This window comes from Nocardia tengchongensis, from assembly GCF_054781395.1.
The window spans coordinates 320,897-345,140 of sequence record NZ_BAAGUM010000017.1 but is presented as its reverse complement, the minus strand read 5'-3'; the positions used below and the strand labels follow the sequence as shown (position 1 = coordinate 345,140).

Here is a 24,244-nt window from a genome sequence, read left to right as displayed (position 1 = left end):
CAACACCCATATCAGATCGAAAGGCTTGTTTTGCCGACCCTGAAAACTCTCGCTCTGGCATCGCTACTCGCGCTCACACCGTTGCTCGGCGCTTGCGGAACCGACTCGAAAAACGAAGCCGCACACAGTGGCTCGACAACAACCCCGGCAACCACCGATGCCCTGCGGAATCTCGAACAACAGCACGGCGCGCGAGCGGGCGTCTTCGTGATCGACACCGGCACCGGCCGGACCGTCGGCTATCGGCAGGACGAACGCTTCACCTTCAACTCCACCTTCAAGGGCCTCGCCTGCGGGGCGCTGCTGCGCGCCCACCCGCTGCAGACCGGATTCTTCGACCAGGTCATCCATTTCACCGCCGACAAGCTGGTGTCCGCCTCACCGGTGACCAGCACCCGGGTGGACACCGGAATGACCGTGACCGAACTCTGCGACGCCGCGATCACCCGCAGCGACAACACCGCCGGCAACCAGATCCTCGAACTGCTCGGCGGACCACAAGCTTTGAACGACTTCCTGCGCGGTCTCGGCGATCAGACCACCCACATGGATCGCTGGGAGCCGGACATCAACACGAATATCCCGGGCGACGACCGCGACACCAGCACCCCCGCCGCACTCGCCGAGGACTATCGGCGGCTGGTCCTCGGCGACGTCCTCGCCCAACCCGAACGCACTCAACTGACCGCGTGGCTGCTCGCCAACACCACCGGCGACGCCCGCATCCGCGCCGGCCTCCCGGCGGACTGGAAGACCGGCGACAAAACCGGCTCCGGCGACTACGGCACCGCCAACGACGTCGCCGTCACCTGGCCCGCGGGCGGCGCCGCGCCCCTGGTGATCGTGGTGCTGACAGCCAAGCCGGATAAGGCTGCCGAATACGACAATCCACTGGTCGCCGCCCTGACAACCGAGGCCGTGCGCGCAGTTCGCTAGGCCCGCCTCGCCCGCATCCCAGGTGGTGCTGCGGGAGGGACCAGCAGCGGTACGGCGACGCGTATCGAATCGAGTCGCGGAGTGGGCCTGCGGCCGAGATCGGACGGCCAGGTGCGCCGCGCCCGGACTGCCCGGGCGCGGCTCGGCGTTCCGCTGTGCCGCAGCGGTTTTCACGGAGTCAGCGCGTGGTTTTCGGAGCGAGCGCGTCCATGGCGGCCATCCGTCCTTCGATGACCTCGCGCAGGATGCGCCGGAAGCTCGGGCATTCCGCGTGGCTCGGGGCGGGGCAGGCGGCGGCGTGGCGCAGGCTGTCGCGGACGGCGGTCAATTGTGTGATGGTGCGGTCCAATTCGTCGGCCTTGCCGGTGAGCAGGGCGCGGTCGACTCGGAGTTCGCCGGGCGGGCCGAAGACGAGGACGATGTCGTCGAGGGAGAAGCCGGCGGTGCGGCCGACGGCTATGAGGGCCAGGTGCTCGAGGACCGAACTGTCGAATTGGCGGCGCAGGCCGCGGCGGCCGGTGGAGGCGATGAGTCCGCGCTCCTCGTAGTAGCGCAGGGTGGAGGCGGGGACGCCGGAGCGGCGCACAACTTCGGCGATATCCAGACTGGTCATGCGGATACCTCGGGGCTTGACCTCAAGTCGACTTGAATTGGAACAGTGTAGCTAGACGCCCGTCCCACCGACAAAGGACAGCGACATGACGACACCGCTCGACAAGGACCAGGCCGAACGCTGGAACGGCGCCTCCGGCAATGCCTGGGTCGATTTCCAGGAACTCATCGCCGAAGTGCTGCGCCCGCTGCAGGACCTGCTCGTCGAGACCGCGCGCTCCGACGACGCGCACCGGGTACTGGACGTCGGATGCGGCACCGGCGGAACCACTCTCGCCGTGGCGCGCGAGCTGGGCGCGCGGTGCAACGGCGTGGACGTCGCCGAGCCGATGATCACCGCGGCCCGCGCCGCTGCCGAACGCGACGGCCTGCCCGTGGAGTTCCTGCACGCCGACGCCCAGACCCACGCCTTCGAACCCGGCGGTTTCGACCTCGTGATGTCCCGGTTCGGGGTGATGTTCTTCGCCGACCCGGTGGCCGCGTTCGCCAATCTGCGCCACGCCACCCGGCCCGGCGGGCGGCTCGCCTGCGTGGTGTGGCGCGATGCCGCCGAGAATCCGTTCTTCATCGCGGCGGAGCAGGCGGCCGCACCGCTGCTGCCCGGCCTCGGACCCCGAATCCCGGACGCTCCGGGGCAATTCGGGTTCGCGAACCGCGAGCGGGTGGCCGGGATCCTGATGGACAGCGGCTGGACCGATATCGACATCACCCCGGTCGATGCCGACTGCGTGATGCCCGAACCGGCGCTCACCGGCTACGTCTCTCGCCTGGGACCGGTCGGATTGGCGCTGCTCGAGGTGGACGAGGCCACCCGCGCCGCGGTCGTCGACGTGGTGCGGGCCGCCTTCGAGCCGTTCGTGCACGGTGACCAGGCGCGCTTCACCGCCGCCTGCTGGCTGCTGCGCGCCACCGCCCCCGAACTCAGCTGATCTCGCTGATCAACCACTGATCGCGGGGTGTGCGCCGCCGTTCGCGGCGACTGCCGACGCGGGCGCGCATGCTGTAATGCAGCGGCGTGGACTCGGCGGTCAGCTGGTGCCAACCGCTGCCCGAGCGGATATCGAACACGCCGATGTAGCCGCCGGGCAGCAGTTCGAACGGCTCGGTGATGTGGCCGCCGAAGTCGAACTGGGTACTGCCCTTCTTGCGGAAGCTCTCGAACCAGGACGGAAACACGAAGTCCGACACCAGGACTCCGTCGATCTGATAGCCGTACCGGTCGGCCTCGCAGGCGTCGGCGACCTCGTAGGCGTAGAGCCGGTTGAGCGTGGCGCCGGTGTACACGTAGGCGGCGAGGTTGATGTCCGGGTCGCCGAGCATCTCCAGCAGTTCGTGGCTGGCGGTGACGGTCCAGGTGTACCCGAACTTGATGTCGCTGTGCGCGAACACCTTTCCCTGCGGCAGGCCGTCCGGCGTGAGGTCGTGGTAGCCCAGCGCGGTGGCCTGATCCGAGTCGTCGAGGATCACCAGCCACCACGCGCCCGCGGGCGGAGTATCGTGGCTCGCCACGAAGGTCAGGTCGGCGTCACTCCCCCAGGCCGGCGCCCAATCTCGATGCACCTGCGTCTGCAGCGCCGGCACGACGGCCGACACCTGCGCGTCGGTCAGGACGGTGCTGCGGTTCCACACGGCAATATGTATGGCAGACATGGCGATTCTCGAATCCTCGTCGGCGATTGTTTCGACCCCACCGGCATCATCCCGTGAAATCCGCAGACAGGCAGGCGAATATGCGCATCCTCGATCTCTCGGTGCCGATCCGGTCCGGCATGCCGGTCTATCCCGGTGATCCCGAGGTCACGGTGCGGCCCGCGCTGACCCTTGCCGCCGACGGCGTCAATGTGCTGCACCTGGACCTGGGGTCGCAGACCGGCACACACGTGGACGCGCCGCGGCACATCGACGACACACTGCCCGCGCTGGACGAGCTGCCGCTGGACCGGTTCATCGGACCGGGCGTGGTCATCGACGCGCGGGCGGCCGGGGCGGGCGCGGCGATCGGGCGCGAGTTCTTCGAGGGGCGGGTGGCGGCAGGGCAGGTCGTGCTCATCGTCACCGGCTGGTCGGAACACTGGGGCACGCCCGCGTACCTGAACCATCCGCATCTGACGGTTGCCGCCGCCGAGTATCTGGTCGCGGCCGGGGTCCGCACGGTCGGTATCGACGCGCTCAGTGTCGACCCGACCCCGGCCGAGGAGATTCCGGTGCATCGGATCCTGTGCGGGGCGCACGCGGTGATCGCCGAGAACCTGACCGGGCTGGCGGCGGTGCTGGACGCACAGACGGCCGGTCAGCGGGTGGAAGTGTCACTGTTCCCGCTGCATCTGCCGGGCGCGGACGGAGCTCCGGTGCGGGCGGTGGCCCGCACCGGAGTGTGAGAGAAACGTCAGTGTGTAGCATTTTGCGGCACAGGTCACCCGATCTTCGTAGACTGCTCCAGACAATCTGGGGAGTCGGGGCCCCCGACCACGCTCGATCCGAAGGAATTGGCACGTGAATCGTTACGCCGTAACCACTTTGCTAGCCGTTGCGGCACTGCTGCCCGCTGCGCCCGCCGCGATGGCGGAGATCGCCCTCATCGACACCACGACGACGACTCCGGTGACCACCACCCCGGGCACCACGACGCCGGGCGCGACCACCCCGGGCACCACCACCCCCGGCACCACCACGCCGGACTCGAACACCTGCACCGCCACCGCGGGCGCCGCCACCGCGACCACGCCCGGGACCTGCCCCACCAGCAAGGACCCCGCGCCGAAGAGCCCGATCGAGGCCCTGGTCACCGGTTCCTCCGGCTTCAAGCTGGGCGGCGCGGTCGGTTCGTCGAACACCAACTCCGCCGAACCCGGCACCTGCACCGTGATGGGCACCGCGTCCGCGCTCTCCGGCCTCGCCGCCCTGGGTTGCGGCCCCAACGGACCGGGCACCATCGGCTGACCCGAGCCGCTGTCGAGCATGGTCGAAGGGGCATCAGCGAATCGCTGATGCCCCTTCTGCTGTCTTCCGGACGATCAGCTCCGGTCGGCGTTGCCGGCCTTCCACTGCTCCCACGGGATGTTCCAGTCGCCCAGCCCGTCCACGCCGGACAGCGTGCCGCCGACGGTGTTCCGGACGATGGTGATGTCACCGCGCTTGACGTTGTCGTACACCCATTTGGCGTCGGCCGGACTCAGATTGAGGCAGCCGTGGCTGGTGTTGGAGGAGCCCTGCGCGCCCACCGACCACGGGGCCGAGTGGAAGAAGATGCCGGAGTACGAGATGCGCGTCGCCCAGTCGATCGGGGTCTTGTAGCCGTTGGGCGAGTTCACCGGGACGCCGTAGGTGGAGGAGTCCATGATGATGCGGTCGAACTTGTCGCCGACGATGTAGACGCCGTTGTCGGTGGGGGTGGAGTCCTTGCCCATCGAGGTCGGCATGGTCTTGATGACCTGGCCGTTGCGTTCCACCGTGACGATCTTGGTGTTGTCGTCGGCGGTGAAGACGGTGGCGTCGCCGACGGTGAAGCCGGAGTGGATGTCGCTGTCGCCGACCAGGCCGCCGCCGAGATCCTTGCCGTAGGAGTTCACCGCGATGTCGACGCGGGTGCCCGGGGCCCAGAAGTTCTGCGGCCGCCACCGCACCTCACGGTTGTTGACCCAGTAGAACGCGCCCTCCACCGCCGGCGTGGTGGTGATCTTGATGGCGTCCTGCGCGGCCTTGCGGTCGGGAATGTTCTCGTCGAACTGGACGGCCACCGGCTGACCGATACCGACCACTTCGTTCTCGGCGGGCAGCAGGTACGGGTGGGTGCGGTTGTTGGGCGAGATGGTGGTGAAACTCATAGTCGAGCTGGTCGCCCCGCCCAGGCCGATGGCCTCCACACTCAATTTGTAGGTGCGCCCGAATGCCAACTGCTCGGCCAACTTCCACGAACGGCCGTCCACGGCGAGTTCCCCGGGCACCGGCTTGCCGTCCGGATTGCTGAGCACGACCGCCGTGAGCTTGCCGTCCTCCACCTTCAGGTTCAGCTCACTGGGCGCCACGCCCTTGTCGCCGTCCTTCACCGGGGAGATCAGCTTCGGCTTCATCAGCTCGCCGATCGGATTGGAATCGATTGGCACCGAAGCGGATTGACTCTTGCCACCGGAGGAGCACCCCACCACGGCCAGCGCCAGCACGGTCACCACCACCCCGATGCCCGCCGGCTTCCCCCACCGACGTCCGCTTTGCCTGTCACCCATCGCATCCCCACTTCACGTCTCGGCGCGCAGCGGCCACCGTCCCAAGCCTTCCCCCACAACATCCGTGATCACCCCCGCCGTGTTAACAACCCTCGACATCTCCGGAAACAACCAGCTCAGCGACGCGATTTCACTTTCCGCCACCACTCCTGTTAATGTTCTTTCCGCACCGCAGAGAGCCGAAGCGAAAGACCGAGGCCCCCGGCGGGGTAAACATGCGCCATTAGCTCAATTGGCAGAGCAGCTGACTCTTAATCAGCGGGTTCGGGGTTCGAGTCCCTGATGGCGCACAACAGAACGCCCTGGCAGTCCAACTGCCAGGGCGTTTTTCGTTTTTCAGGTGGCGGATCCGCCGACGCCGGTGAGGGTTTCCGCGGCGTGGCGGGCGATGCTGCAGGCTTGGCGCGATTGGGCTTCCGGGTGGGCGGTGTGCTGATCCAGTGCCGCGCGAATGCGTTCGAAGGAGGCGGCGGCTTCGGCGACCGCGTGCCGCAGGGCCGTGATGTGCGCGATGAGATCCACCGCCTCGGGGGTGGTGAGGGTCACGTTAGGGTGCTCGTCCCCGGCGAAGATGGCCTCTGCGGCCGATTCGGCCCAGCGCGACTGCAGTACGTCGAGGATGTCGGACACTCGGATCGCCTCCCACAAGTCACGGCCTCGGATGACGCTGTCACCACGATACGTACGAGTAACCCCCTACCGGGGTGGTATCGAACGCAGCAGGGATGCACACTACCGGTGACCGGCAGTCGCAATGCCGCCCGACCGGGCCTCGCGCAACTTATTAAGGAGCTGACGGGTGTTCAGCCGTATCGCCATTGTGAACCGCGGTGAGGCCGCGGTCCGCCTGATTCATGCCGTCCGGGATCTCGCCGCCGAGACCGGACAACAGATCCAGACCATCGCGCTCCACACCGACGTGGACCGCAACGCCACGTTCGTGCGCGAAGCGGATATCGCCTACGACCTCGGTCCCGCGTCGGCGCGCCCCTACCTCGACCTGAAGGCGCTCGAGCAGGCCCTGGTCGCGACCAAGGCCGACTCCGCGTGGGTCGGTTGGGGATTCGTCGCCGAGGATCCGGCCTTCGCCGAACTGTGTGAGCACATCGGGGTGACCTTCATCGGTCCCAGCCCCGAGGCCATGCGCAAGCTCGGTGACAAGATCGGCGCGAAGCTGATCGCCGAAGAGGTCGGCGTGCCCGTCGCGCCGTGGAGCCGCGGCGGTGTCGACACCGTCGAGGCCGCGCTCGACGCCGCCGAGGACATCGGCTACCCCCTCATGCTGAAGGCCACCGCCGGTGGTGGCGGCCGCGGCATCCGCATGGTCTCCAACGCCGACGAACTGGTCGACGCCTACGAGCGCACCCGGCAGGAAGCCGCGCGCGCCTTCGGTTCCGGCGTCGTGTTCCTGGAGCGTCTGGTCACCGGCGCCCGCCACGTCGAGGTCCAGGTGATCGCCGACGGTCAGGGCACCGCGTGGGCGCTGGGTGTGCGCGACTGCTCGGTGCAGCGACGCAACCAGAAGGTCATCGAGGAGTCGGCGTCGCCGGTGCTGCGCCCCGATCAGGCCGCCGAGCTGAAGGCTTCCGCCGAGCGGCTGGCGATCGCGGTCGGCTACCGCGGCGCGGCCACCGTCGAATTCCTGTACCACCCGGGCGATGAGCTGTTCGCCTTCCTCGAGGTCAACACCCGCCTGCAGGTCGAGCACCCGATCACCGAGTCCACCACCGGTTTCGACCTGGTGCGCGCGCAGCTGATGGTCGCCTCGGGCCACAAGCTCGAGGGTGAGCCCCCGGCCGAGCGCGGCCACGCCATCGAGGCCCGGCTCAACGCCGAGGACCCGGACCGCGACTTCGCGCCCGCCCCGGGCCGCATCGCGCGCCTGGATCTGCCGGCCGGACCCGGCATTCGCGTGGACACCGGTGTCAGCGAGGGCGACACCATCCCCGCCGACTTCGACTCCATGATCGCCAAGATCATCGCCTACGGCCGCGACCGCGACGAGGCTCTCGGCCGGCTGCGCCGGGCCATGGGCCAGACCCGCGTGGTCATCGAAGGCGGTTCGACCAACAAGAGTTTCGTGCTCGACCTGCTCGACCAGCCCGAGGTGATCGACGGCAGCGCCGACACCGGCTGGATCGACCGCGTCCGCGCCGAGGGCCGGCTGGTGTCGCACCGCCACTCCGCGATCGCGGTGGCCGTCGCGGCCATCGACGCCTACGAGGAGGAAGAGCAGGCCGAGCGCAAGCGCCTGCTGTCCACCGCGGCCGGCGGCCGTCCCCAGGTGCAGCACGAGAGCGGCCGCCCGCACGACCTGAAGCTGCGCGGCGTCGGCTACCGGGTGCGGGTCGCCCGCATCGGTGCGCACCGGTTCCGCATCGGCATCGAGGCGGGCGGCGAAATGCGGGCCGCCGACGTCGATCTGGAGCGTTTCGACCGGCACACCGGGCAGATCGTGGTGAACGGCAGCCGATTCCGGGTCGTCACCGGCACGCACGGACCGGTCACGCTGGTCGATGTCGAGGGTGTCACGCACCGGATCAGCCGCGACGAGGGCGGCGTCGTCCGCTCCCCCGCGCCCGCGCTGGTGGTCGCCACCCCGCTGGCCGTCGGCGACGAGGTCGAGGCCGGCGCACCGGTGCTCGTGCTGGAGAGCATGAAGATGGAAACGGTGCTGCGCGCGCCGTTCCGGGCGCGGCTGAAGGAAAGCGCGGTCGCGGTCGGCTCGCAGGTCGAGACCGGCGCACCGCTGCTGCGGCTCGAACCGCTGACCGACGGAGACGAGGCCGAGGACACCGCCTCGACCGGAGCGGTCGAGCTGGATCTGCCCGGCGCGCCCGCACCCGTGCTGCCGCACGAGGGCCTCAACCGCAGCCTGCAGGATCTGCGCGGCCTGCTGCTCGGCTTCGACGTCGATCCGCACGACGAGCAGCGGGTGCTCGACGACTACCTGGCCGTGCGCCGGGCCGCCGTCGCCGACAACCGTCGGCCGCTGGCCGAGGAAGTCGAACTCGTGCAGGTGTTCGCCGATCTCGCCGAGCTCAGCACCAACGTGTCCTGGGAGGACGGCGCGCAGGGCCACGTGCACAGCGCCCGCGAGTTCTTCCACACCTACATGCAGAGCCTCGACGTCGAGCGCGCCGGGCTGCCGGAGTCGTACCGGGCCGACCTGTCGAAGGCGTTCGCGCACTACGGGGTCACCGATCTGGACCGCTCCCCCGATCTGGAGGCCGCGGTCTTCCGGATCTTCCTGGCCTCCCAGCGGCCCGCCGACACCATCACCGTCGTCACCGCGCTGCTGCGCGAGTGGCTGAGCGAGCCGGTGCCGGACCGCGCGCTGCGTGAGCCGGCCGGTCTGGCGCTGGAGCGCCTGGTGACCGCGACCCAGATCCGTTTCCCGGGCCTCGCCGACCTGGCACGCGGTGTCGCGTACGCCTGGTACGGTCACCCGCTGCTGCGCCGCAACCGTGCCCGCGTGTACACCACCGTGCGCAAGCACCTGAGTTTCCTTGACGCCCAGCCCGATACCACTGAGCGCGCCGACCGGATCGCCGACATGGTGCGGGCCACCGAACCGCTGGTGCGGCTGCTCGGGCAGCGGCTGGTGCGCGGCAGCGCGGACAACACCGTCATGCTGGAGGTGCTGACCCGCCGCTACTACGGCAACAAGGACCTCACCAACGTGCGGACCGAGGAGTCGAACGGGCACCGCTTCGTCATCGCCGAACGCCGGGGCGTGAACCTGGTGTCGGCCGCGGTGAGCTTCGACGCGCTCAACGCCGTGCTGCGGGGTCTGGCCGAGGTGGGCCGCAATACCGCCTCCGTCGAAGCCGACATCTACCTCAGCTGGGAGAAGCAGCCCGAGGACTTCGAGGCGATGGCGGTGGCGTTGCAGGAAGCGCTTGCCGCGCAACCGCTTCCGGATCAGGTGCACCGGGTCACCTGCACGGTGGCGGGCAGCGGCGGTGCGGTCATGCACCACCACTTCACCTTCCGGCCCGCGACCACCGGGATGACCGAGGAGCGGTTGATCCGCGGTCTGCACCCGTACATCGCTCAGCGCATGCAGATGCGCCGGCTGCGCAAGTTCGACCTCACCCGCCTGCCGTCCTCGGACGACGAAGAGGTGTACCTGTTCCGGGCGGTGGCCAAGGAGAATCCGGCCGACGAACGGCTCATCGCGTTCGCGCAGGTGCGCGACCTGGCCGCGCTGCGTGAGCACGACGGCCGGCTGCTGGTGCTGCCGACCGCGGAGTCCACGATCGCGACCTGCATCGACTCCATCCGCCGCGCGCAGGCGCAGCGGCCGTCGAACAAGCGGTTCAACACCAACCGCATCGTCATGTACATCTGGCCGCCGGTCGATGTCACCCGCACCGAACTCGAGACCGTGATCGGCGGGCACGTCCACCCGATGACCGCGGGCGCCGGGCTCGAGGAGATTCTGCTGATCGCGCGCCAGCGTGACCCGCAGACCGGGGAGCTGACCAAGGTCGCGGTGCGGATCTCGTTCGACGCGACCGGCGGCATGTCGGTGAGCGTCGCCGAGCGGACCGACGAGGCGGTCGAGCCGCTCGACGAGTACCGGCAGAAGGTGCTGCGCGCCAGCAGCCGCAACACCGTCTACCCGTACGAATTGACCGGTCTGCTCGGTGATTTCACCGAATACGACCTCAACGACAAGCACATGCTGGTGCCGGTCGGCCGGCCCAAGGGCTACAACAAGGCCGCGCTGGTCGCCGGTGTGGTCACCACCGTGACCGCCCAGTACCCGGACGGTGTCACCCGTGTGGCGCTGCTCGGTGATCCGACGAAGTCGCTGGGCGCGCTGTCGGAGCCGGAATGCCGCCGGGTGATCGCGGCGCTGGATCTGGCCGAGCAGATGCGGGTGCCGCTGGAGTGGTACGCGTTGTCCTCGGGCGCGCGTATCTCGATGCAGTCCGGCACCGAGAACATGGACTGGGTGGCGGCCGCGCTCAAGCGGATCGTCGAGTTCACCCAGGCCGGCGGCGAGATCAATATCGTGGTCAACGGCATCAATGTCGGTGCGCAGCCGTACTGGAACGCCGAGGCGACCATGCTCATGCACACCAAGGGCGTGCTGATCATGACGCCGGAATCGGCCATGGTGCTGACCGGCAAGCAGGCGCTGGACTTCTCCGGCGCGGTCTCCGCGGAGGACAACTTCGGTATCGGCGGCTACGACCGGGTGATGGGCCCGAACGGCCAGGCCCAGTACTGGGCGCCGAATCTGCTTGCCGCGCGGGACATCCTGATGTCGCACTACGACTACACCTATGTGGCGCCCGGCGAGTCGGGACCGCGGCGGGTGACGACCGGCGACCCGGTCGACCGTGACGTCTCCGATTTCCCGCACGTCCTCGAGGGCAGCGATTTCGCCACGGTCGGCGAGATCTTCTCCGCCGCCCACAACCCGGATCGCAAGAAGCCGTTCGACATTCGCACGGTGATGCGGGCGCTGGCCGACCAGGACCACCCGGTGCTGGAACGCTGGGCGGGCATGGCGGACGCCGACACCGCGGTGGTGCAGGACGCGCGGCTGGGCGGAATCCCGGTGTGCCTGCTGGGTATCGAGTCGAAGAACGTGTCCCGGCGTGGCTTCCCCGCCACCGATGGACCCGACACCTACACCGCGGGAACGCTTTTCCCGCAGTCGTCGAAGAAGGCGGCCCGGGCGATCAACACGGCCAGCGGCAACCGTCCGCTGGTGGTGCTGGCGAACCTGTCCGGTTTCGACGGTTCCCCGGAGTCGATGCGCAAGCTGCAGCTCGAGTACGGCGCCGAAATCGGCCGCGCCATCGTCAATTTCGAGGGCCCGATCGTGTTCTGCGTGATCTCGCGCTACCACGGTGGCGCGTTCGTGGTGTTCTCGAAGGCCCTCAACCCGAACATGACGGTGCTGGCGCTGGAGGGCTCCTTCGCCTCCGTGCTCGGCGGCGCCCCCGCCGCCGCGGTCGTGTTCGCGGGTGAGGTCAACGCGCGCACCGCGGCCGACCCCCGGGTCCGCGACTTCGAGTCCCGCGCCGTCAGCGCCTCCGGCACCGACCGCGCCACGCTGACCGCGGAACGCGACGAACTGCGCTCCTCGGTCCGCGTCGAGAAGCTGGGCGAGGTCGCCGCCGAATTCGACCGCGTCCACAACATCGAACGCGCCGTCCAGGTCGGCTCGGTGGACGCGATCATCCGCGCCGCCGAACTCCGCCCCCGGATCATCGAGGCCATCGAGACGGGCCTCGACGGCACCCGCCGCTGACCCACCCACAACGACGAACGCCCCGGCAGTCCAGCTGCCGGGGCGTTCTCGTGTCCGGAGGCGACGCTAGGCCGGTGCCAGGATTTCGATGGTGTGGGAGCTCTCGCCGTGGGTCACATAGATCTCGTGGGTGGTGGCGTCCACCGCGATCCCGCCAGTCCAATGGCCGTCGGAGTACGGGTGCGCGGTTCGGCGTGAGGCGGTGAGCTGGTGTGTCCGGGTGTCGATCATCGTGATGCTGTCGAATGCCCCGGAGGTCAGGAAAACGGTATGCAGGGCGGGATCGAGCGCGACCGCGAACGAAGATTCGCGATTCAGCGAAGTACGGCTGACCGCATGGGTGGCGGTGTCGACCAGCGTGACCGAATTGCCACGGAATTCCGTGAGATAGGCCGCGTGCGAGTCGGAATCGATGACCACGGCTTCCGGCTCGCCGGCGGCCGCGATCGTGGCGCTCACGACGAATGGATCGGGGTCGATGACCGACGCGCCGGCGGCGGTCGCGACCCACACCTGATGGCTGAGTGGATCGACAGCCAGCGCCGCGGGCTTCGCACCGACCGCGACGGTCGCCACGACCGCCCTGCTGCCGGTGTCGATCGCCGCGATCTTCTGGTCGAATTGGCCGGCCACATAGACGCGGTGCCGGTCGGAATCGATTGCGACGGCTGTGGGGTCGACAACGTCCTCGATCGCGATGCGGGCGACCACCGAATTGGTGCTGGGGTCGATGACCGCCAGTGCGCCGCTCCCCCCGATACCGAGTACGTACACGAGGTGCGTAGCGGGATCGATGACGATCGGCTGCGGCTCACGCACGACCAGCCCGTCCACGGCAATCGTGGCGGTGACCGTGCGATTGCGGGTGTCGAGGACGGATACGCTGACCGGATAGGGCGCCGTGGCGGAGTCTTGGTTCACGACGTACGCGTGATGCAGCGCCGGATCCACGGCGACGCCCCGCGGTCCTCGACCGACCTCCACCGTCCCATAGCTGCGGTACGGCCCGACCCCGAGATCATCGAAGTCCCGATTGGTCGCGGGATCTTCCGTAGTGGTGACATGCGTGACCGGCGAGGAGCTCACCGACGAGGCCGATCCGCACCCGGTGACCGCCACCATGACGGCGGCCACCAGGCCGATCCCCCCGAAAAGCCTTGATGTGAAGCACATTCGCCCGAACCTAACAGACCTCGGGTGGCCCTGGAGGCGCGGAGTACGCATCGATCCCACCACGGCGTTTGGCATTTCAGCCCTTGCCTCTGCTAACGTCATCCGCCGTACGCGCCATTAGCTCAATTGGCAGAGCAGCTGACTCTTAATCAGCGGGTTCGGGGTTCAAGTCCCTGATGGCGCACCACAATGTGGCCCTTGACCAGGCATCCTGGTCAAGGGCCACATTCGTTTACCTGTCTCGCACCGTCACGCTCCGCCGAACCGGCTTCCATGCCGGTCCTCTATCGGCGATATCCTGCCGGATTTACCCTCCACCGCACCGAGCGTGAGTGATGCGCGCAAAATCGGCAGTACTCTGCTGATTTTGGCGTTGATTCAGGTAGCCTGATTGAATCCGCAGGGTATCGGCAGAATATTGCCGCTTTATGGAGGTGATTCGATGACGGCGGTATCGAGCATCGGGGATGCCATTCACACGGCACGCCGCCGTCATCGGCTGACGCAGGAGCAGTTGGCGGAGCTGGCGGGCACCTCCACTCGCACGGTGCGCGAGATCGAGCACGGCAGCGGCTCGACCAGTATCGCCACTGTCGCCGCCGTGGCCGACGTGGTCGGACTCACCCTGGGGGTCCTCGGTTGAAGGATCTCGAGGAGCTTCGGCGGGTTGCCCGAGCGGATGTGTACAAGGCCGGTCGGCGCGCCGCTGTGCTGGAGCGGACAGCGGAGGGCGGGACCGAATTTCGCTACGAGAAGGACTATCTCGCCAACCACGGTACGCCTGTAGCGACGACGCTCCCGCTCGACCCGGATCCGGTGCGCGGCAATGCCGGTGCGGTGCCGCCCTTCTTCGAAGGTCTTCTGCCCGAGGGGCATCGGCTCACGGTGTTGCAGCGTGCGGTCAAAACCAGCATCAACGATGAATTGAGCCTGCTGCTGGCGGTGGGGCGTGATGCGCCCGGGGATGTGCAGATCATCCCTGCTGATCAGGCGCTCACCGACGTTCCGGCATTGGTTGAGGGAGACTCGCCCGCAGAACTCGAATTCGCGCGATTCGTGGATGAAATCGATCCGCATGCGCTGCCGGGAGTGCAGCGAAAAGCCAGTGCGTCGATGATCAGTGTGCCGTTCCCGGCTCGGTACGGTCGGTTCATTCTCAAGTTCTCACAACCGGAGTACCCCCATCTGGGGGAGAACGAAGCGGTGCATCTGAAAGCGGCGAGGTTGATGAAAATCCCTGTAGCCGAGGCGGATCTGGTAACCGACCGCATTGGCGACACCGGTCTGCTGGTGCGGCGGTTCGATCGGGTGCACGAGGGCCGATCGTGGCGACGCTTGGCATTCGAGGATGCGACACAGGTGCTGGGCCTACCTCCGGCGTCGAAGTATCAGCCCGATGCGGCCACCGTGGTCAACGCACTCGCGCGGATTGCCGAGGCTCCGACAGTGGCCCGTCGAAACCTCTACTTGCAGTTCCTCTTTGCCTGGCTCACCGGAAACGGTGACCTACACGCGAAGAACGTCGGTGTGGTCGAGGAGCCCGCCGGGAGATGGGGTATCGCACCGATATTCGACATCCCGTGCACTCTGGTCTACGGAGATGACTCGATGGCGCTGCCGATCGCCGGCCGGACCCGAAAGTTGCGCTCCCGCGACTGGGCTGCGTTCGCCGCAGAGGTCGGACTCACCGAGCGCGCCGCCGTTTCGGCGCGCACTGTCGCACTGCGAGCGGCCGCAGCGGTCGATTATGCCGCCCTGCCGTTCTCAGGATCGCCCATGCGCCATACGGAGCGCGAACTGCGTTGGCGACGTGCCGAACTCGGCCACTGAGCGCTGAATCGAGCGATTGCCGAGTGCCACCACGGCAAGGCCACGCGCTGCCGTTCGAGTCCCTGATGGCGCACCACAATGAAGCCCCTGACCAGGCAATCCGGTCAGGGGCTTCATTCGTTCTAGTCGGCGGCCGCGCCGAACCAGGTCGACAGGGCGGCGCGGAGGGCGGGGGCGGCGGTGTCGGTGGGCTCGTCGAAGTCCGCTGCCCAGGCGATGTAGGCGTCGGGGCGGATCAGGAGGGCATCCGCCGGGGGGTTGTCGGTTTTGGCGGTGATGATGTCTACGCGGTTGCGCCAGCCTTCGGCGATCTCGCGGAGGTCCTCGCGGCCCGACAGGTCCAGGAGGACGGGGTGGGGGGTGTGCATGAGGTCGGCTACGCCGGTGACGTCGCCTTCGATGTGCAGGGTGAGGTCGGGGGCGAAGGTGCCGGTCAGGGGGTGGGTGCCGGGCATGGGGTAGTGGATGTCGGTGCCGCCGACCAGGGCTCCCATGCGGCGGGCGGCGGGTTCGTCGGAGAGTAGTTCGGCGAAGACTGTTCGCAGGGCGTCGGCAGCCGGGTCGCCGCCGCGGCGGAGTGCTACCTGGGCGCGGGTTTGGAGGCGGGCTCGGGCGCCCGCCGCGTGGCGTTCGGTGTGGTAGGTGTCGAGCAGGCCTTCGGGGGCCCAACCCTGTACTGCCGCAGCCAGTTTCCAGGCGAGGTTGACGGTGTCGGTGAGGCCGCAGTTGAGGGCGGTGCCGGTGGCGGGGAACAGGTGGGCGGCGTCACCGGCCAGGAAGACGCGGCCGGCGCGGTAGTGCTCGGCCTGGCGGTCCTGGAAGACGTAGCGGGACAGGCGGGTCGGGTCGCCCAGGGGGAGGTCGTGGCCGAGGACGCGGCGGATGCTGTCGCGGAGTTCGGGGAGGGTCAGGGGGTCGTCGGGGTCGTAGTCGGCGGGCTCGTCCTCGGTGGCCTGCAGGTACATGATCCCGTCGAGCGCGGCGACCGCGAACATGCCGTGCTCGGTGCGGGTGAAACCGGAACGGACCATGGCTGTTCCGGGAATCTCGAGGTCGCCGTTGGCGAGCACCGTCACCTCATCGGGGACGGTTACCTGGGCGAGGCGGTTGACCTCGGAGAAGGTGGTGCCGGGGAAGTCGATGCCGGCCATGGAGCGGATCGGGCTGCGGCCGCCGTCGCAGCCCACCAGGTAGCGGGCGGTCACCCGGTACTCGCCGTCCGGGCCGCGCACGTGCGCGGTGACCGTCGCGTCGTCCTGGCTCACGCCGATCACTTCGTGTCCGCGCAGGATCTCCGCGCCGAGCTCATCGGCGCTCTCGGCGAGCACGCGTTCGATGGCGTGCTGGGCGATGGCCAGCGCCCGCATCGGGGGCTCCGACATGGTGGTGAGGTCCACATGCACACCGCCGAAAGGGAACCGGGGCGGCGGGTAACCGCCGTCGGCATCCTTCTCCATGCGCTCCAGCAGTCCGCGATAGCGCAGCACGTCCAGGATCCGGCCGCCCAGGCCGCTGGCCTTCGGGGTCTCCCGAGGTTGCGGGTGCCGCTCCAATACCAGGGCCCGCACGCCGGTCAGACGTAGTTCACCGGCCAGCATCAGGCCGGTCGGGCCCGCTCCCACGATGATGACGTCGGTTTCCACACCCATTGTCGCTCTTTCTGTTTCGATCGTGCTGCCGGCCGGGGCCAGGCAGGATTGGGCACGCCAGCTCATGAGCTCTCTTCCACGGCCGCGCGCACCGCGCGGATCAGTTCGCCTATCAAGGGTTGTGACGCGCGCGCGGTCCAGGCTACGGCTGCCTCGATGGGCGGTGCGTCGGAGATCGGGACCACGCTGTTGTCGGCGTCGGAGAAGCGGCGGCCCAGGGATTTCGGCGCGAGCCACACCCCGTGCCGACGTGCGGTGGTCGGGCCCTCCGCCGTGTCGAGCACGACGGGTTCGGGCCGTCCGGCCTCGGGTCGCAGCGCGGCGGCCCAGTATTGCGCCGCCGGGGCGGACAGGAAGATGGCCGGGAGCACCAGGGTCTCGCCGGCCAGATCGGCCAGCACGACCTGTTCCCGCCCGGCGAAACGGTGATCGCGGGCGAGGACCGCCACCCACGAGTCCTGGCCGATCACGCTGTAACGCAGGTGTTTTCCACCGACAGGCAGCCAGATCAACGCCACGTCGGCGCCGCCGGACTCCAGTTCGCGCAGGCTCTCCGGCATGGACCGGACACTGACCAGCACCACCCGCAGGCCCGGGTCGGCGGCTTCGAGCTCTTGGGCGATCCGGATCAGGAAGTCCGCGGACGAGCGTGGCGAGCACGTCACCCGCAGCCGGTCGATCGACTGTCCCGCACCGATATTCATGCGCGCGGACAACTCCAGCAGCCCGGCCACCATGGTCGTCACCCCGTCCGCGAAGATTTCCCCCGCCGCTGTGAGACTCACCCCTCGCGAGTCTCGCACCAGCAGTGGCACTTCCAGCGCCTGCTCGAGTTGGTCGAGCTGCGCGGCCACGGTCCGCCGCGTCGTTTGCAGCCGGGCCGCCGCGTGCGTGATGTCGCCCTCCTCTGCGACCGCACGAAACGACTCCAGCTGACGCATGTTCAACTCCGGCAGCGCCGACCGCGGACGGCGATCCGGACTCCGAGGCACCGGTTCGTCGACGGAATCTGGTGCCGGAGAACCGACAACGGACGTCATACAACAACTCCTGAAGGGGGATCGCGACCTGCGCGGTCGCCGAGGGAACTCGCTGGTCACACCGACTCGCGAGGTTCACGTACTAGAGTGATCGCCCGGCAACAGCCGAACAACGACAGAAACAGCAATGCCGCATTAACCGCGGAGTTAACGAGACAGGGATTCCGTGGAACTGCGCGAGATCGAGATCTTCTTGACGCTGGCCGAAGAACTGCACTTCGGCCGGACCGCCGAACGACTCAACGTCACCCCGGCCCGCATCACACAGGCGATCAAGAAGCAGGAGCGGCAGATCGGCGCACTGCTGTTCGAACGCACCAACCGCTCGGTGCGCCTGACCGCGGTCGGCGAGCAGCTACGCGACGACCTGCGCCCACTGTTCGACGGACTGGAACGCAGTGTGCGCCGCGCCAAACAGGCCGCCCGCGGGCAAACCGCCGTGCTGAAACTCGCCCTGCTGCCGTTCAATATCCCCGAGTTCCACCGCTATTGGAACGAATTCCGGACCCGGCACCCGCAATGGGAACTGCAGGTCCATCGACTCCCCTACACCGACGTGTTCGGTTCACTGCGCAGCGGCGAGTACGACGTGATCGCCGTCTGGGGCCCGTACCCCGACGACATCACCGCCGGCCCGACCCTGTTCAGCGACAACCGCGTAATGGCCGTCAGCGCCGATCACGAACTGGCCGGCCGCGGCACCGTCTCCATCGAGGACTACCCCGACTACCTGCACTCCATGCCGCCGGGCAACCCGCGCGAGTGGGAGGAAACCTACCTGCCGTTCGCCACACCGAGCGGCCGCCCGATCGACCGCCTACGCCCGGTGACCAACGTCGACGACCTGATCGAATGGGTCCTCAACGGCGACATCATCCACCCCTTCCCCTCCCACGTCACCGAGTACTGGAACATGTCGCACGTCCGCTTCATCCCCATCCCAGACGTCCCGCCCCTCACCTACCGCCTCTGCTGGCGCACCGACGCGGAAACCGAACCCATCCGCGCCCTCGCTCAGGTCCTCACCGACCTGCGCGGACACTAGCCAGCGGTGGGCCTGGGCCGGTGGCAACGCCGTCGAGGACTCAGCGGGCTCGGCGTCGAATCCCGATGGTGCATCACCGGAAGCGCACTCGGCCAGCACAAATGCTGTCACCGGCGAGGCTTTCCTGTTCGTCGGCCCGGATATTCGGACAAGCACCGACGGCTCTGAGCTCCACGTCGCGTCCGGGTAGCGTGTGGCCAATGATCGAGGCTGTCGTGTTCGATGTCGGGGAAACGCTGGTGGACGAGACGCGTGAATACGGGACGTGGGCTGATTGGCTCGGCGTGCCGCGGCACACCTTCGTCTCCGTCTTCGGCGCGACGATTGCGCAGGGCAAGGACTATCGCGAGGCGTTCCAGGTCTTTCGCCCCGGATTCAACCTCGCCGAGGAGCGGGAGGCGCGGGCTCGAGCCGGGCATCCGGAGACCTACGGCGAAGAAGACCTCTATCCCGATGTCCGGCCGGCGCTGGCGAAGCTGCGGGATGTGGGTGTGTGGGTCGGGATCGTCGGCAATCAGACCGTCCGATCGGGGCGGATCCTCCGAAGCCTCGACCTGCCTACCGATTTCATCGCTACCTCGGACGACTGGGGCGTCGAGAAGCCCTCGGTCGCGTTCTTCGAGAAGGTGGTCGAGGTCGCGCCCTGCGAGGCCGGCCAGATCGTCTACGTCGGCGACCGCATCGAGAACGACATCGCCCCCGCGAAGGCGGTGGGCATGAGAACCGCATACATCCAGCGGGGACCATGGGGCTGGATCCAGCGAGACATGCCAGAGGTCGCAGAACTATCCGATTGGAAGATCCACGACCTCAATGAGCTGGCGAAAATCGCTGCCGCAGAAAACGGTTAGGTGGCCAGCGACCTGATCATGGTGTGCCAGTTGTAGAGCTGGCCATCCAGGTCACGTACCACGGGGAGCGAGTCCCATTCCCGGAGGGTCTGCCTGACCGTTCGCACCCGATCCATCGCGGTCGCGTACCAATGCTCCCCAAGCAATTCCAACGCTTTCCCGAGGTGCTCGCACGCCTTCTCCGGATTCCGGTCGAGCACCTCCGCCGCCGCGAGATCCGCATGCAGCACCGCCCTCTGTTTGATCGCGTCGACGGACAACTCCGTCAGCGCTCGCTCGAGCGTCTCACGCGCGGCAGCACCATGGCCGGCCGCGATCTGGGTGTTGCCCTTGAACCCGGCGAGCCGCGCCGTCGAGAACCAGTCCAGCCATACCGGACTCGGAGCATCATCCGGGTCGTATTCGGCGTACACGAGCGCAGCGTGATCGAGCAGTTCGAGGGCCCTGCTCACCTCGCCGATCCGAGTTTCGACCTCGGCCTCGACGGCATCGAGCCACGCGGTCATCTCCGCGCCGGCTTGCCCGCGCTCTGCGAAAATGCGTGCCCCACGAAGGCTTTCGCGAGCAGCCTCGAGTCGCTGGGGTTGCGTGCCATTCTGTTCGGCGTCGTTCGCGAACGCAGGAGCGAATGCCATGTGCGCCAACGTCGCCGCCCCCAACAGCGAATCATCGGCGCGTCCCGCAGCTCGCAACGCGAGCCCGAAACTCGCCACCGCGAGTTGAGGCTGCTGTAGATCGAAGAACTCCAGGCGTCCGGCCAGCAGACTGGTTTCGGCAACCGCACGCGCCATCAGCTTCTGGCCGGCACCAGGAACCTGCTCCAACAGATCCCAGCCCAGAGCAGCGTGGGTGGCTACCAATTGCTGCAAGCGGTCGGCTGGCACCGACCAGTACATCCGGCGGTACGCGGCCGCCGCGGACATGAAGTCCGATGCCACCGACTGAGGCAACGTCCCGGGCACAGCACCGGCGTGGCGAGATGCCCACGTCTCGCCGCTCCCGATCGCCTGCGGCCGAGCCGATTCGGAAGTGGACCGGCGCGATGAGCTGAACCCTAGCTCCGTGATCGGCCGATTGAACAAAGCCTGCAGAGCCTGCGCGTGGTCCGCCTGCGGCCATGGCGGTGAGTCCGATTCCCATCGCCCGATGGTCTTCTTGGTCACTGCGATGCGCAGGCCGATACTTCGAGCGGTCTCGTTGAGCGCCTTCGCCAAATCTTCCTGCGATCGGTAGCCAAGACTCAAGCGCGCCAGTCGAAGTGGGGGCGGCGGAGACGTCATACCCACCACCCTACGCTCGATCCAGAACTCTTTGTCCCCAAAGAGACAAATAATGTCCCGGCAATGTCCCTCCAAATGGAGCCTTTGGAGACACAAATCGGTGGCATGGTGTATCTAGCTCTCGAGTCCGAGAGAAGTTGCCACACATCGAAGCTCGGGAGGGAACCTTCCGTGAACAAGACAGAAGCCAGAGTGATGCGCGCCCTGGCGCCAGGCGAGCAGCGCACCATCGACCAGATCGCCTGCGACGCACGTATTTCCACTCGCAGTGCCCAGAACGGTGTCAGATCACTTGCCGCGAAAGGCTTCGCCGTCGGCAGCAAGGGCCTGCAGCGCAATGCATGGATGCCGACATCCGCCGGAGCGGGATTCGTGACCGGCGGCCGCGGCCGCGCACTGCTCGACATTCCGGAGGGGTGACTTGCTGCTGCCATCCGCCGTGATCGTCTCCAGCACTGCACATTTCGCTATCACAAGCTAGGCGATGCCATGTCTATCGAGGATGTTCTTGCGTTACTGGACGAAGGCGTTCCCGCCGGGTGGGTTTGTTTCCAGGACGGGTCCTGGGCCCCGGTCGGGTTAGACGGGCGGGTCGGGCCGCCGATCACGCCGATCGAGCTGCTCGCAGCAGCGCACCAGGACTTGGCCGCCCTCCAGGCAGCCGGCCTCATCGCCGAGGTCGTCGATGTCGAGCCCCTTGCGGCAATCGACCTCGTCTACGACGACGCGAAAGGAAGTCGAGCCAATCGGCCCCGGCAATTCACGCTTGGAAATCCTGACCACAGCCATGACGGCTGTTTGTGACCTTCCGTGCCATTCGCTCGAGTGTTGCTGAAACCGATTCCATTGTGGGGCAATATGGTCGGAGCGACTCTTGGTCGGGGAGCCACACCATCCGGGGCGGAGATGAGGTCGCTGAGCATTCGGACAACGGAGAGCAAAAGGTAATGCGTAGTTTTGTGCGGGCTGGTACCGCCTTCGGGATCGCGATGACAGCGTTGGTTCTCGGCGCCGGTGCGGCCAACGCGGGTGAGACTGGGACGATCATCGGCAGTAAGGCGTGCGAGGAGGTAGCGAAGATGTACCGCGACATGGGGTACACCGCGCGCTGCTACCACATCCACGGTGACCGGTACTACGTGAATTTCGAGAAGCCGCGCCCTGGTGCGCTCCCCTCCACGGGAAGCGCTGGGTCCAGCTAGGTAGCAACCCCACGCAAACGCGAGCTAGAGCGGCCCGGCATTGCCGGGCCGCTTCGTGGGTACCGCATACCTCGAATCTTCGTAGTTCTCTGCGATCAGCGCTCACGATTCATCGGTGAGAGGATGAACGCCCGGCGTGTCCGGGAACTCGGGGAGTGAGACGACGTGACAAGCGAGCAATACCAGCCCTATCCGAATCCGCAGCATTACGAACCGTTCGGGGCCGGGCAGTCATACCCTGTTGAGCCGACGTCGGGTGGAGCGACGCCGCCGCGCACGGTGACCTATGCCTTCTATCTCATGCTGTCGGGTGCTGCTCTCAGCGGCATCGATCTGCTGTATGGCCTCACCGAGTTGTCCTACGTGCGCGCGACGGCAATGGCGAAACATTCCGGCAAGGGCACGCTCAGCGACAGCCAGATCGACACGATTGTCACTGTCTCCTTCGTAGTCGGTTGCGTGGTCACCTTGATCTCGGTCGGGCTGTGGATCTGGATGGCATTCGCGAATCGCGCCGGCAGGAACTGGGCCCGCATCACCGCGACCGTCTTCTTCGGCATGTACACCGTCGACACGCTGGCCACGGTGACCGTGGGTGACGGTACCGCGATATCGACCGCGATCACCGTCCTCACCTGGCTGGTCGGCCTCGCGGTCGTAATCCTGTTGTGGATCAAGCAATCCGGCACCCACTTCCAACCAGCCCCGGAATACACACCGTATTCCGCTGACACGTACTCGGCTGGCCCGCAAGACTTCTGACGTGTAGCCGAGCGCTCACACCGATCACGCGCACAGCGAGTCACCGGGGTAGCGGCAGCAATTCGACGAGGGCGCCGCGGCCGGTTCCGGCGGGGAGCAGGGCCAGGGATTGGGCCTGGAGTAGGGCGGCCAGGTGGGCGGTGCCGGAGGTTGCGGTGGCGCGCCAGACGCCGCCCTCGACCTGGCGGACGGGGACGATGCGGGTGCGGGCGTCGTCGGGGGCGGCGGCGTCGGCGATTCGGCCCCAGGACGAGGCCGAGTCGGTGCGGCAGGTGAGGGCGCGGACGAGGGAGCGGCCGGTGACGAGGGTGGCGGCTACGGCTGCGAGGGGATTTCCGGCGAGGGCCAGCAGGATTCGGCCGTCAGGGAGGCGGGCCACCAGTTGGGAGCCGCCGGGGCGCATGCGGACGCCGTCGATGAGGATGTGGGCGCCGATCTCCTCGAGCACGCTGCGCAGGTGGTCGGCGCCGCCGTGGCCGGTGGCGCCGACGGTGACCGCGAGGTCGGCGTCGGTGTCGAGTTCGAACCAGGTGCGCAGCAGGGCGCGGTCGTCGGGGAGCCGGGTCAGCCGGCGCACTCCGATATCGCAGTGGCCCAGGTAATGCGGGAGGACCGCGCCGAGCGCGTCGCGGACCTGACCGGGGGCGAGTTCTCCGGTCGCGCGGATCTCGTCGCCGGTGAGCAGGACGTCGGCGCGTAAGGGGCCTCGAATCATGGCGATGGGGGTTTCAGCGCTCTGCGCCACCGAGATCACGCTCGCGTCCACGCGCATGCCCGCGGCGGCGAGTTCGTCACCGTCGGACCAGGACTCACCGCGCACCCGCGTGTCATTGCGCCGAGGAGCCCCCGGCAGGACGGCGATGGTGGCTTGCCCGCCGAAGCGTTCGCCGTACACATGCTCCGAACGGATCACCGCCGTGGTGCCGGGCGGGGTCAGCGCACCGGTCGCGATCCGGACCGCCTCACCGTCGGCGAGAGCGATCCTGGATCGCCTTCCCGCGGTACAGGTTCCGATGAGCATCCGCCATCGGGGTCCGGGGCCGCTGACGGCGAACCCGTCCATGGCCGCGGTGTCGGCGACCGGCAAAGCGGCTGTCGCCCACAGCGGTCCGGCCAGAGTCGCGCCCACGGCTTCGGCCAGCGCGGCGTATCGCTCGCGGATCGGGGACAGTTCCGAACCGAGCACGACGTCGAGCTCCGCCACGGCCACATCGACTCTGCTCACCCGCATCCGCGACCGACTGTGCGAACCCGAATACGCACAGACAGCTCGACCGGACCGAGAGGTGAACGTAACTTCGAACGTGACCGACCGTTAACAGCCGGTTTCTAGCGTGGGGCTGGAGAACCGACGGTCAGCGCGATAC

Annotated in this window: 22 protein-coding genes and 2 tRNA genes; 15 read left to right on the top strand and 9 right to left on the bottom strand. The window is 67.7% G+C overall.

The window, feature by feature from the left end; genetic code table 11:
- Positions 1–30: 30 nt before the first annotated feature.
- On the top strand, positions 31–936 hold the full coding sequence (bla, locus tag ACYVKL_RS32595) for a class A beta-lactamase (protein WP_460773715.1): 906 nt from the start codon (positions 31–33) through the stop codon (positions 934–936).
- A gap of 178 nt (positions 937–1,114) precedes the next feature.
- Here the strand turns inward: bla and ACYVKL_RS32590 are convergent, their stop codons facing one another.
- Positions 1,115–1,549 carry a helix-turn-helix domain-containing protein gene (locus tag ACYVKL_RS32590; protein WP_379167403.1) on the bottom strand — a complete coding sequence of 145 codons (435 nt, stop codon included), beginning with the start codon at positions 1,547–1,549 and terminating at the stop codon, positions 1,115–1,117.
- Between the two features lie 85 nt (positions 1,550–1,634).
- On the opposite strand from ACYVKL_RS32590, the gene ACYVKL_RS32585 reads away from it, so the two are divergent.
- The gene (locus ACYVKL_RS32585; protein ID WP_379167405.1) at positions 1,635–2,477 is read left to right on the top strand and encodes a class I SAM-dependent methyltransferase; all 843 of its coding nucleotides are present in this window, start codon (positions 1,635–1,637) and stop codon (positions 2,475–2,477) included.
- Here the strand turns inward: ACYVKL_RS32585 and ACYVKL_RS32580 are convergent.
- The gene (locus ACYVKL_RS32580) at positions 2,470–3,198 is read right to left on the bottom strand and encodes a hypothetical protein (RefSeq protein WP_379167407.1); all 729 of its coding nucleotides are present in this window, start codon (positions 3,196–3,198) and stop codon (positions 2,470–2,472) included. The genes ACYVKL_RS32585 and ACYVKL_RS32580 overlap by 8 nt on opposite strands.
- Positions 3,199–3,278: 80 nt before the next feature.
- Here ACYVKL_RS32580 and ACYVKL_RS32575 point away from each other — a divergent pair, with 80 nt between their 5' ends.
- Both ACYVKL_RS32575 and ACYVKL_RS32570 read left to right on the top strand, forming a co-directional pair.
- On the top strand, positions 3,279–3,926 hold the full coding sequence (locus ACYVKL_RS32575) for a cyclase family protein (RefSeq protein WP_379167409.1): 648 nt from the start codon (positions 3,279–3,281) through the stop codon (positions 3,924–3,926).
- Between the two features lie 115 nt (positions 3,927–4,041).
- On the top strand, positions 4,042–4,488 hold the full coding sequence (locus tag ACYVKL_RS32570) for a hypothetical protein (protein WP_357192720.1): 447 nt from the start codon (positions 4,042–4,044) through the stop codon (positions 4,486–4,488).
- 74 nt (positions 4,489–4,562) lie between these two features.
- Here ACYVKL_RS32570 and ACYVKL_RS32565 read toward each other — a convergent pair whose 3' ends face one another.
- Positions 4,563–5,771: a L,D-transpeptidase gene (locus ACYVKL_RS32565; protein ID WP_379167412.1), complete on the bottom strand. Its 1,209-nt coding sequence runs from the start codon at positions 5,769–5,771 to the stop codon at positions 4,563–4,565.
- Positions 5,772–5,988: 217 nt separating this feature from the next.
- Here ACYVKL_RS32565 and ACYVKL_RS32560 point away from each other — a divergent pair.
- Positions 5,989–6,061, top strand: a tRNA-Lys gene (locus ACYVKL_RS32560).
- 46 nt (positions 6,062–6,107) lie between these two features.
- On the opposite strand, the gene ACYVKL_RS32555 is transcribed toward ACYVKL_RS32560, so the two are convergent.
- Positions 6,108–6,401, bottom strand: a complete 294-nt coding sequence (locus tag ACYVKL_RS32555) for a hypothetical protein (RefSeq protein ID WP_379167414.1) — start codon at positions 6,399–6,401, stop codon at positions 6,108–6,110.
- A gap of 169 nt (positions 6,402–6,570) precedes the next feature.
- Here ACYVKL_RS32555 and ACYVKL_RS32550 point away from each other — a divergent pair, with 169 nt between their 5' ends.
- Positions 6,571–12,045 (top strand): ATP-binding protein, encoded by a 5,475-nt coding sequence (locus tag ACYVKL_RS32550; protein ID WP_379167416.1) that lies wholly within the window; start codon positions 6,571–6,573, stop codon positions 12,043–12,045.
- 66 nt (positions 12,046–12,111) lie between these two features.
- Here the strand turns inward: ACYVKL_RS32550 and ACYVKL_RS32545 are convergent, their stop codons facing one another.
- Positions 12,112–13,269, bottom strand: a complete 1,158-nt coding sequence (locus tag ACYVKL_RS32545; RefSeq protein ID WP_379167418.1) for a YncE family protein — start codon at positions 13,267–13,269, stop codon at positions 12,112–12,114.
- A 60-nt stretch (positions 13,270–13,329) separates the two neighbouring features.
- Between ACYVKL_RS32545 and ACYVKL_RS32540 the strand changes: the two genes are divergently transcribed.
- The 3 genes from ACYVKL_RS32540 to ACYVKL_RS32530 all read left to right on the top strand — a co-directional run bounded on the left by ACYVKL_RS32540 (position 13,330) and on the right by ACYVKL_RS32530 (position 15,048).
- Positions 13,330–13,405 (top strand) — tRNA-Lys (locus tag ACYVKL_RS32540).
- Positions 13,406–13,660: 255 nt separating this feature from the next.
- On the top strand, positions 13,661–13,861 hold the full coding sequence (locus ACYVKL_RS32535; protein ID WP_379167420.1) for a helix-turn-helix domain-containing protein: 201 nt from the start codon (positions 13,661–13,663) through the stop codon (positions 13,859–13,861).
- Positions 13,858–15,048, top strand: a complete 1,191-nt coding sequence (locus ACYVKL_RS32530) for a type II toxin-antitoxin system HipA family toxin (RefSeq protein ID WP_379167422.1) — start codon at positions 13,858–13,860, stop codon at positions 15,046–15,048. Before ACYVKL_RS32535 ends, ACYVKL_RS32530 begins: the two co-directional genes overlap by 4 nt.
- 122 nt (positions 15,049–15,170) lie before the next feature.
- On the opposite strand, the gene ACYVKL_RS32525 is transcribed toward ACYVKL_RS32530, so the two are convergent.
- Both ACYVKL_RS32525 and ACYVKL_RS32520 read right to left on the bottom strand, forming a co-directional pair.
- Positions 15,171–16,697, bottom strand: a complete 1,527-nt coding sequence (locus ACYVKL_RS32525) for an FAD-dependent monooxygenase (RefSeq protein WP_379167424.1) — start codon at positions 16,695–16,697, stop codon at positions 15,171–15,173.
- A gap of 62 nt (positions 16,698–16,759) precedes the next feature.
- Positions 16,760–17,638 carry a LysR family transcriptional regulator gene (locus ACYVKL_RS32520; protein ID WP_379167426.1) on the bottom strand — a complete coding sequence of 293 codons (879 nt, stop codon included), beginning with the start codon at positions 17,636–17,638 and terminating at the stop codon, positions 16,760–16,762.
- Positions 17,639–17,903: 265 nt separating this feature from the next.
- Here ACYVKL_RS32520 and ACYVKL_RS32515 point away from each other — a divergent pair, with 265 nt between their 5' ends.
- A complete protein-coding gene (locus ACYVKL_RS32515; RefSeq protein WP_379167428.1) occupies positions 17,904–18,782 on the top strand; it encodes a LysR family transcriptional regulator in 879 nt (292 codons plus the stop codon).
- Between the two features lie 200 nt (positions 18,783–18,982).
- Positions 18,983–19,633 (top strand): HAD family hydrolase, encoded by a 651-nt coding sequence (locus tag ACYVKL_RS32510; protein ID WP_379167430.1) that lies wholly within the window; start codon positions 18,983–18,985, stop codon positions 19,631–19,633.
- On the opposite strand, the gene ACYVKL_RS32505 is transcribed toward ACYVKL_RS32510, so the two are convergent.
- A complete protein-coding gene (locus ACYVKL_RS32505; RefSeq protein WP_379167431.1) occupies positions 19,630–20,877 on the bottom strand; it encodes an NsdA family TPR-like regulatory protein in 1,248 nt (415 codons plus the stop codon). The two genes, ACYVKL_RS32510 and ACYVKL_RS32505, sit on opposite strands and share 4 nt — an antisense overlap.
- Positions 20,878–21,084: 207 nt before the next feature.
- Here ACYVKL_RS32505 and ACYVKL_RS32500 point away from each other — a divergent pair, with 207 nt between their 5' ends.
- From ACYVKL_RS32500 to ACYVKL_RS32485, 4 genes are all read left to right on the top strand, one after another.
- Complete coding sequence (locus ACYVKL_RS32500) at positions 21,085–21,333, top strand: hypothetical protein (protein ID WP_379167432.1); 249 nt, start codon at positions 21,085–21,087, stop codon at positions 21,331–21,333.
- A 69-nt stretch (positions 21,334–21,402) separates the two neighbouring features.
- Positions 21,403–21,717 carry a hypothetical protein gene (locus ACYVKL_RS32495; protein WP_379167434.1) on the top strand — a complete coding sequence of 105 codons (315 nt, stop codon included), beginning with the start codon at positions 21,403–21,405 and terminating at the stop codon, positions 21,715–21,717.
- Between the two features lie 185 nt (positions 21,718–21,902).
- Positions 21,903–22,115, top strand: a complete 213-nt coding sequence (locus ACYVKL_RS32490) for a hypothetical protein (RefSeq protein WP_379167435.1) — start codon at positions 21,903–21,905, stop codon at positions 22,113–22,115.
- Between the two features lie 165 nt (positions 22,116–22,280).
- A complete protein-coding gene (locus ACYVKL_RS32485; protein ID WP_379167437.1) occupies positions 22,281–22,877 on the top strand; it encodes a hypothetical protein in 597 nt (198 codons plus the stop codon).
- A 40-nt stretch (positions 22,878–22,917) separates the two neighbouring features.
- Here the strand turns inward: ACYVKL_RS32485 and ACYVKL_RS32480 are convergent, their stop codons facing one another.
- A complete protein-coding gene (locus ACYVKL_RS32480; protein ID WP_460773704.1) occupies positions 22,918–24,102 on the bottom strand; it encodes a molybdopterin-binding protein in 1,185 nt (394 codons plus the stop codon).
- Positions 24,103–24,244: the final 142 nt, after the last annotated feature.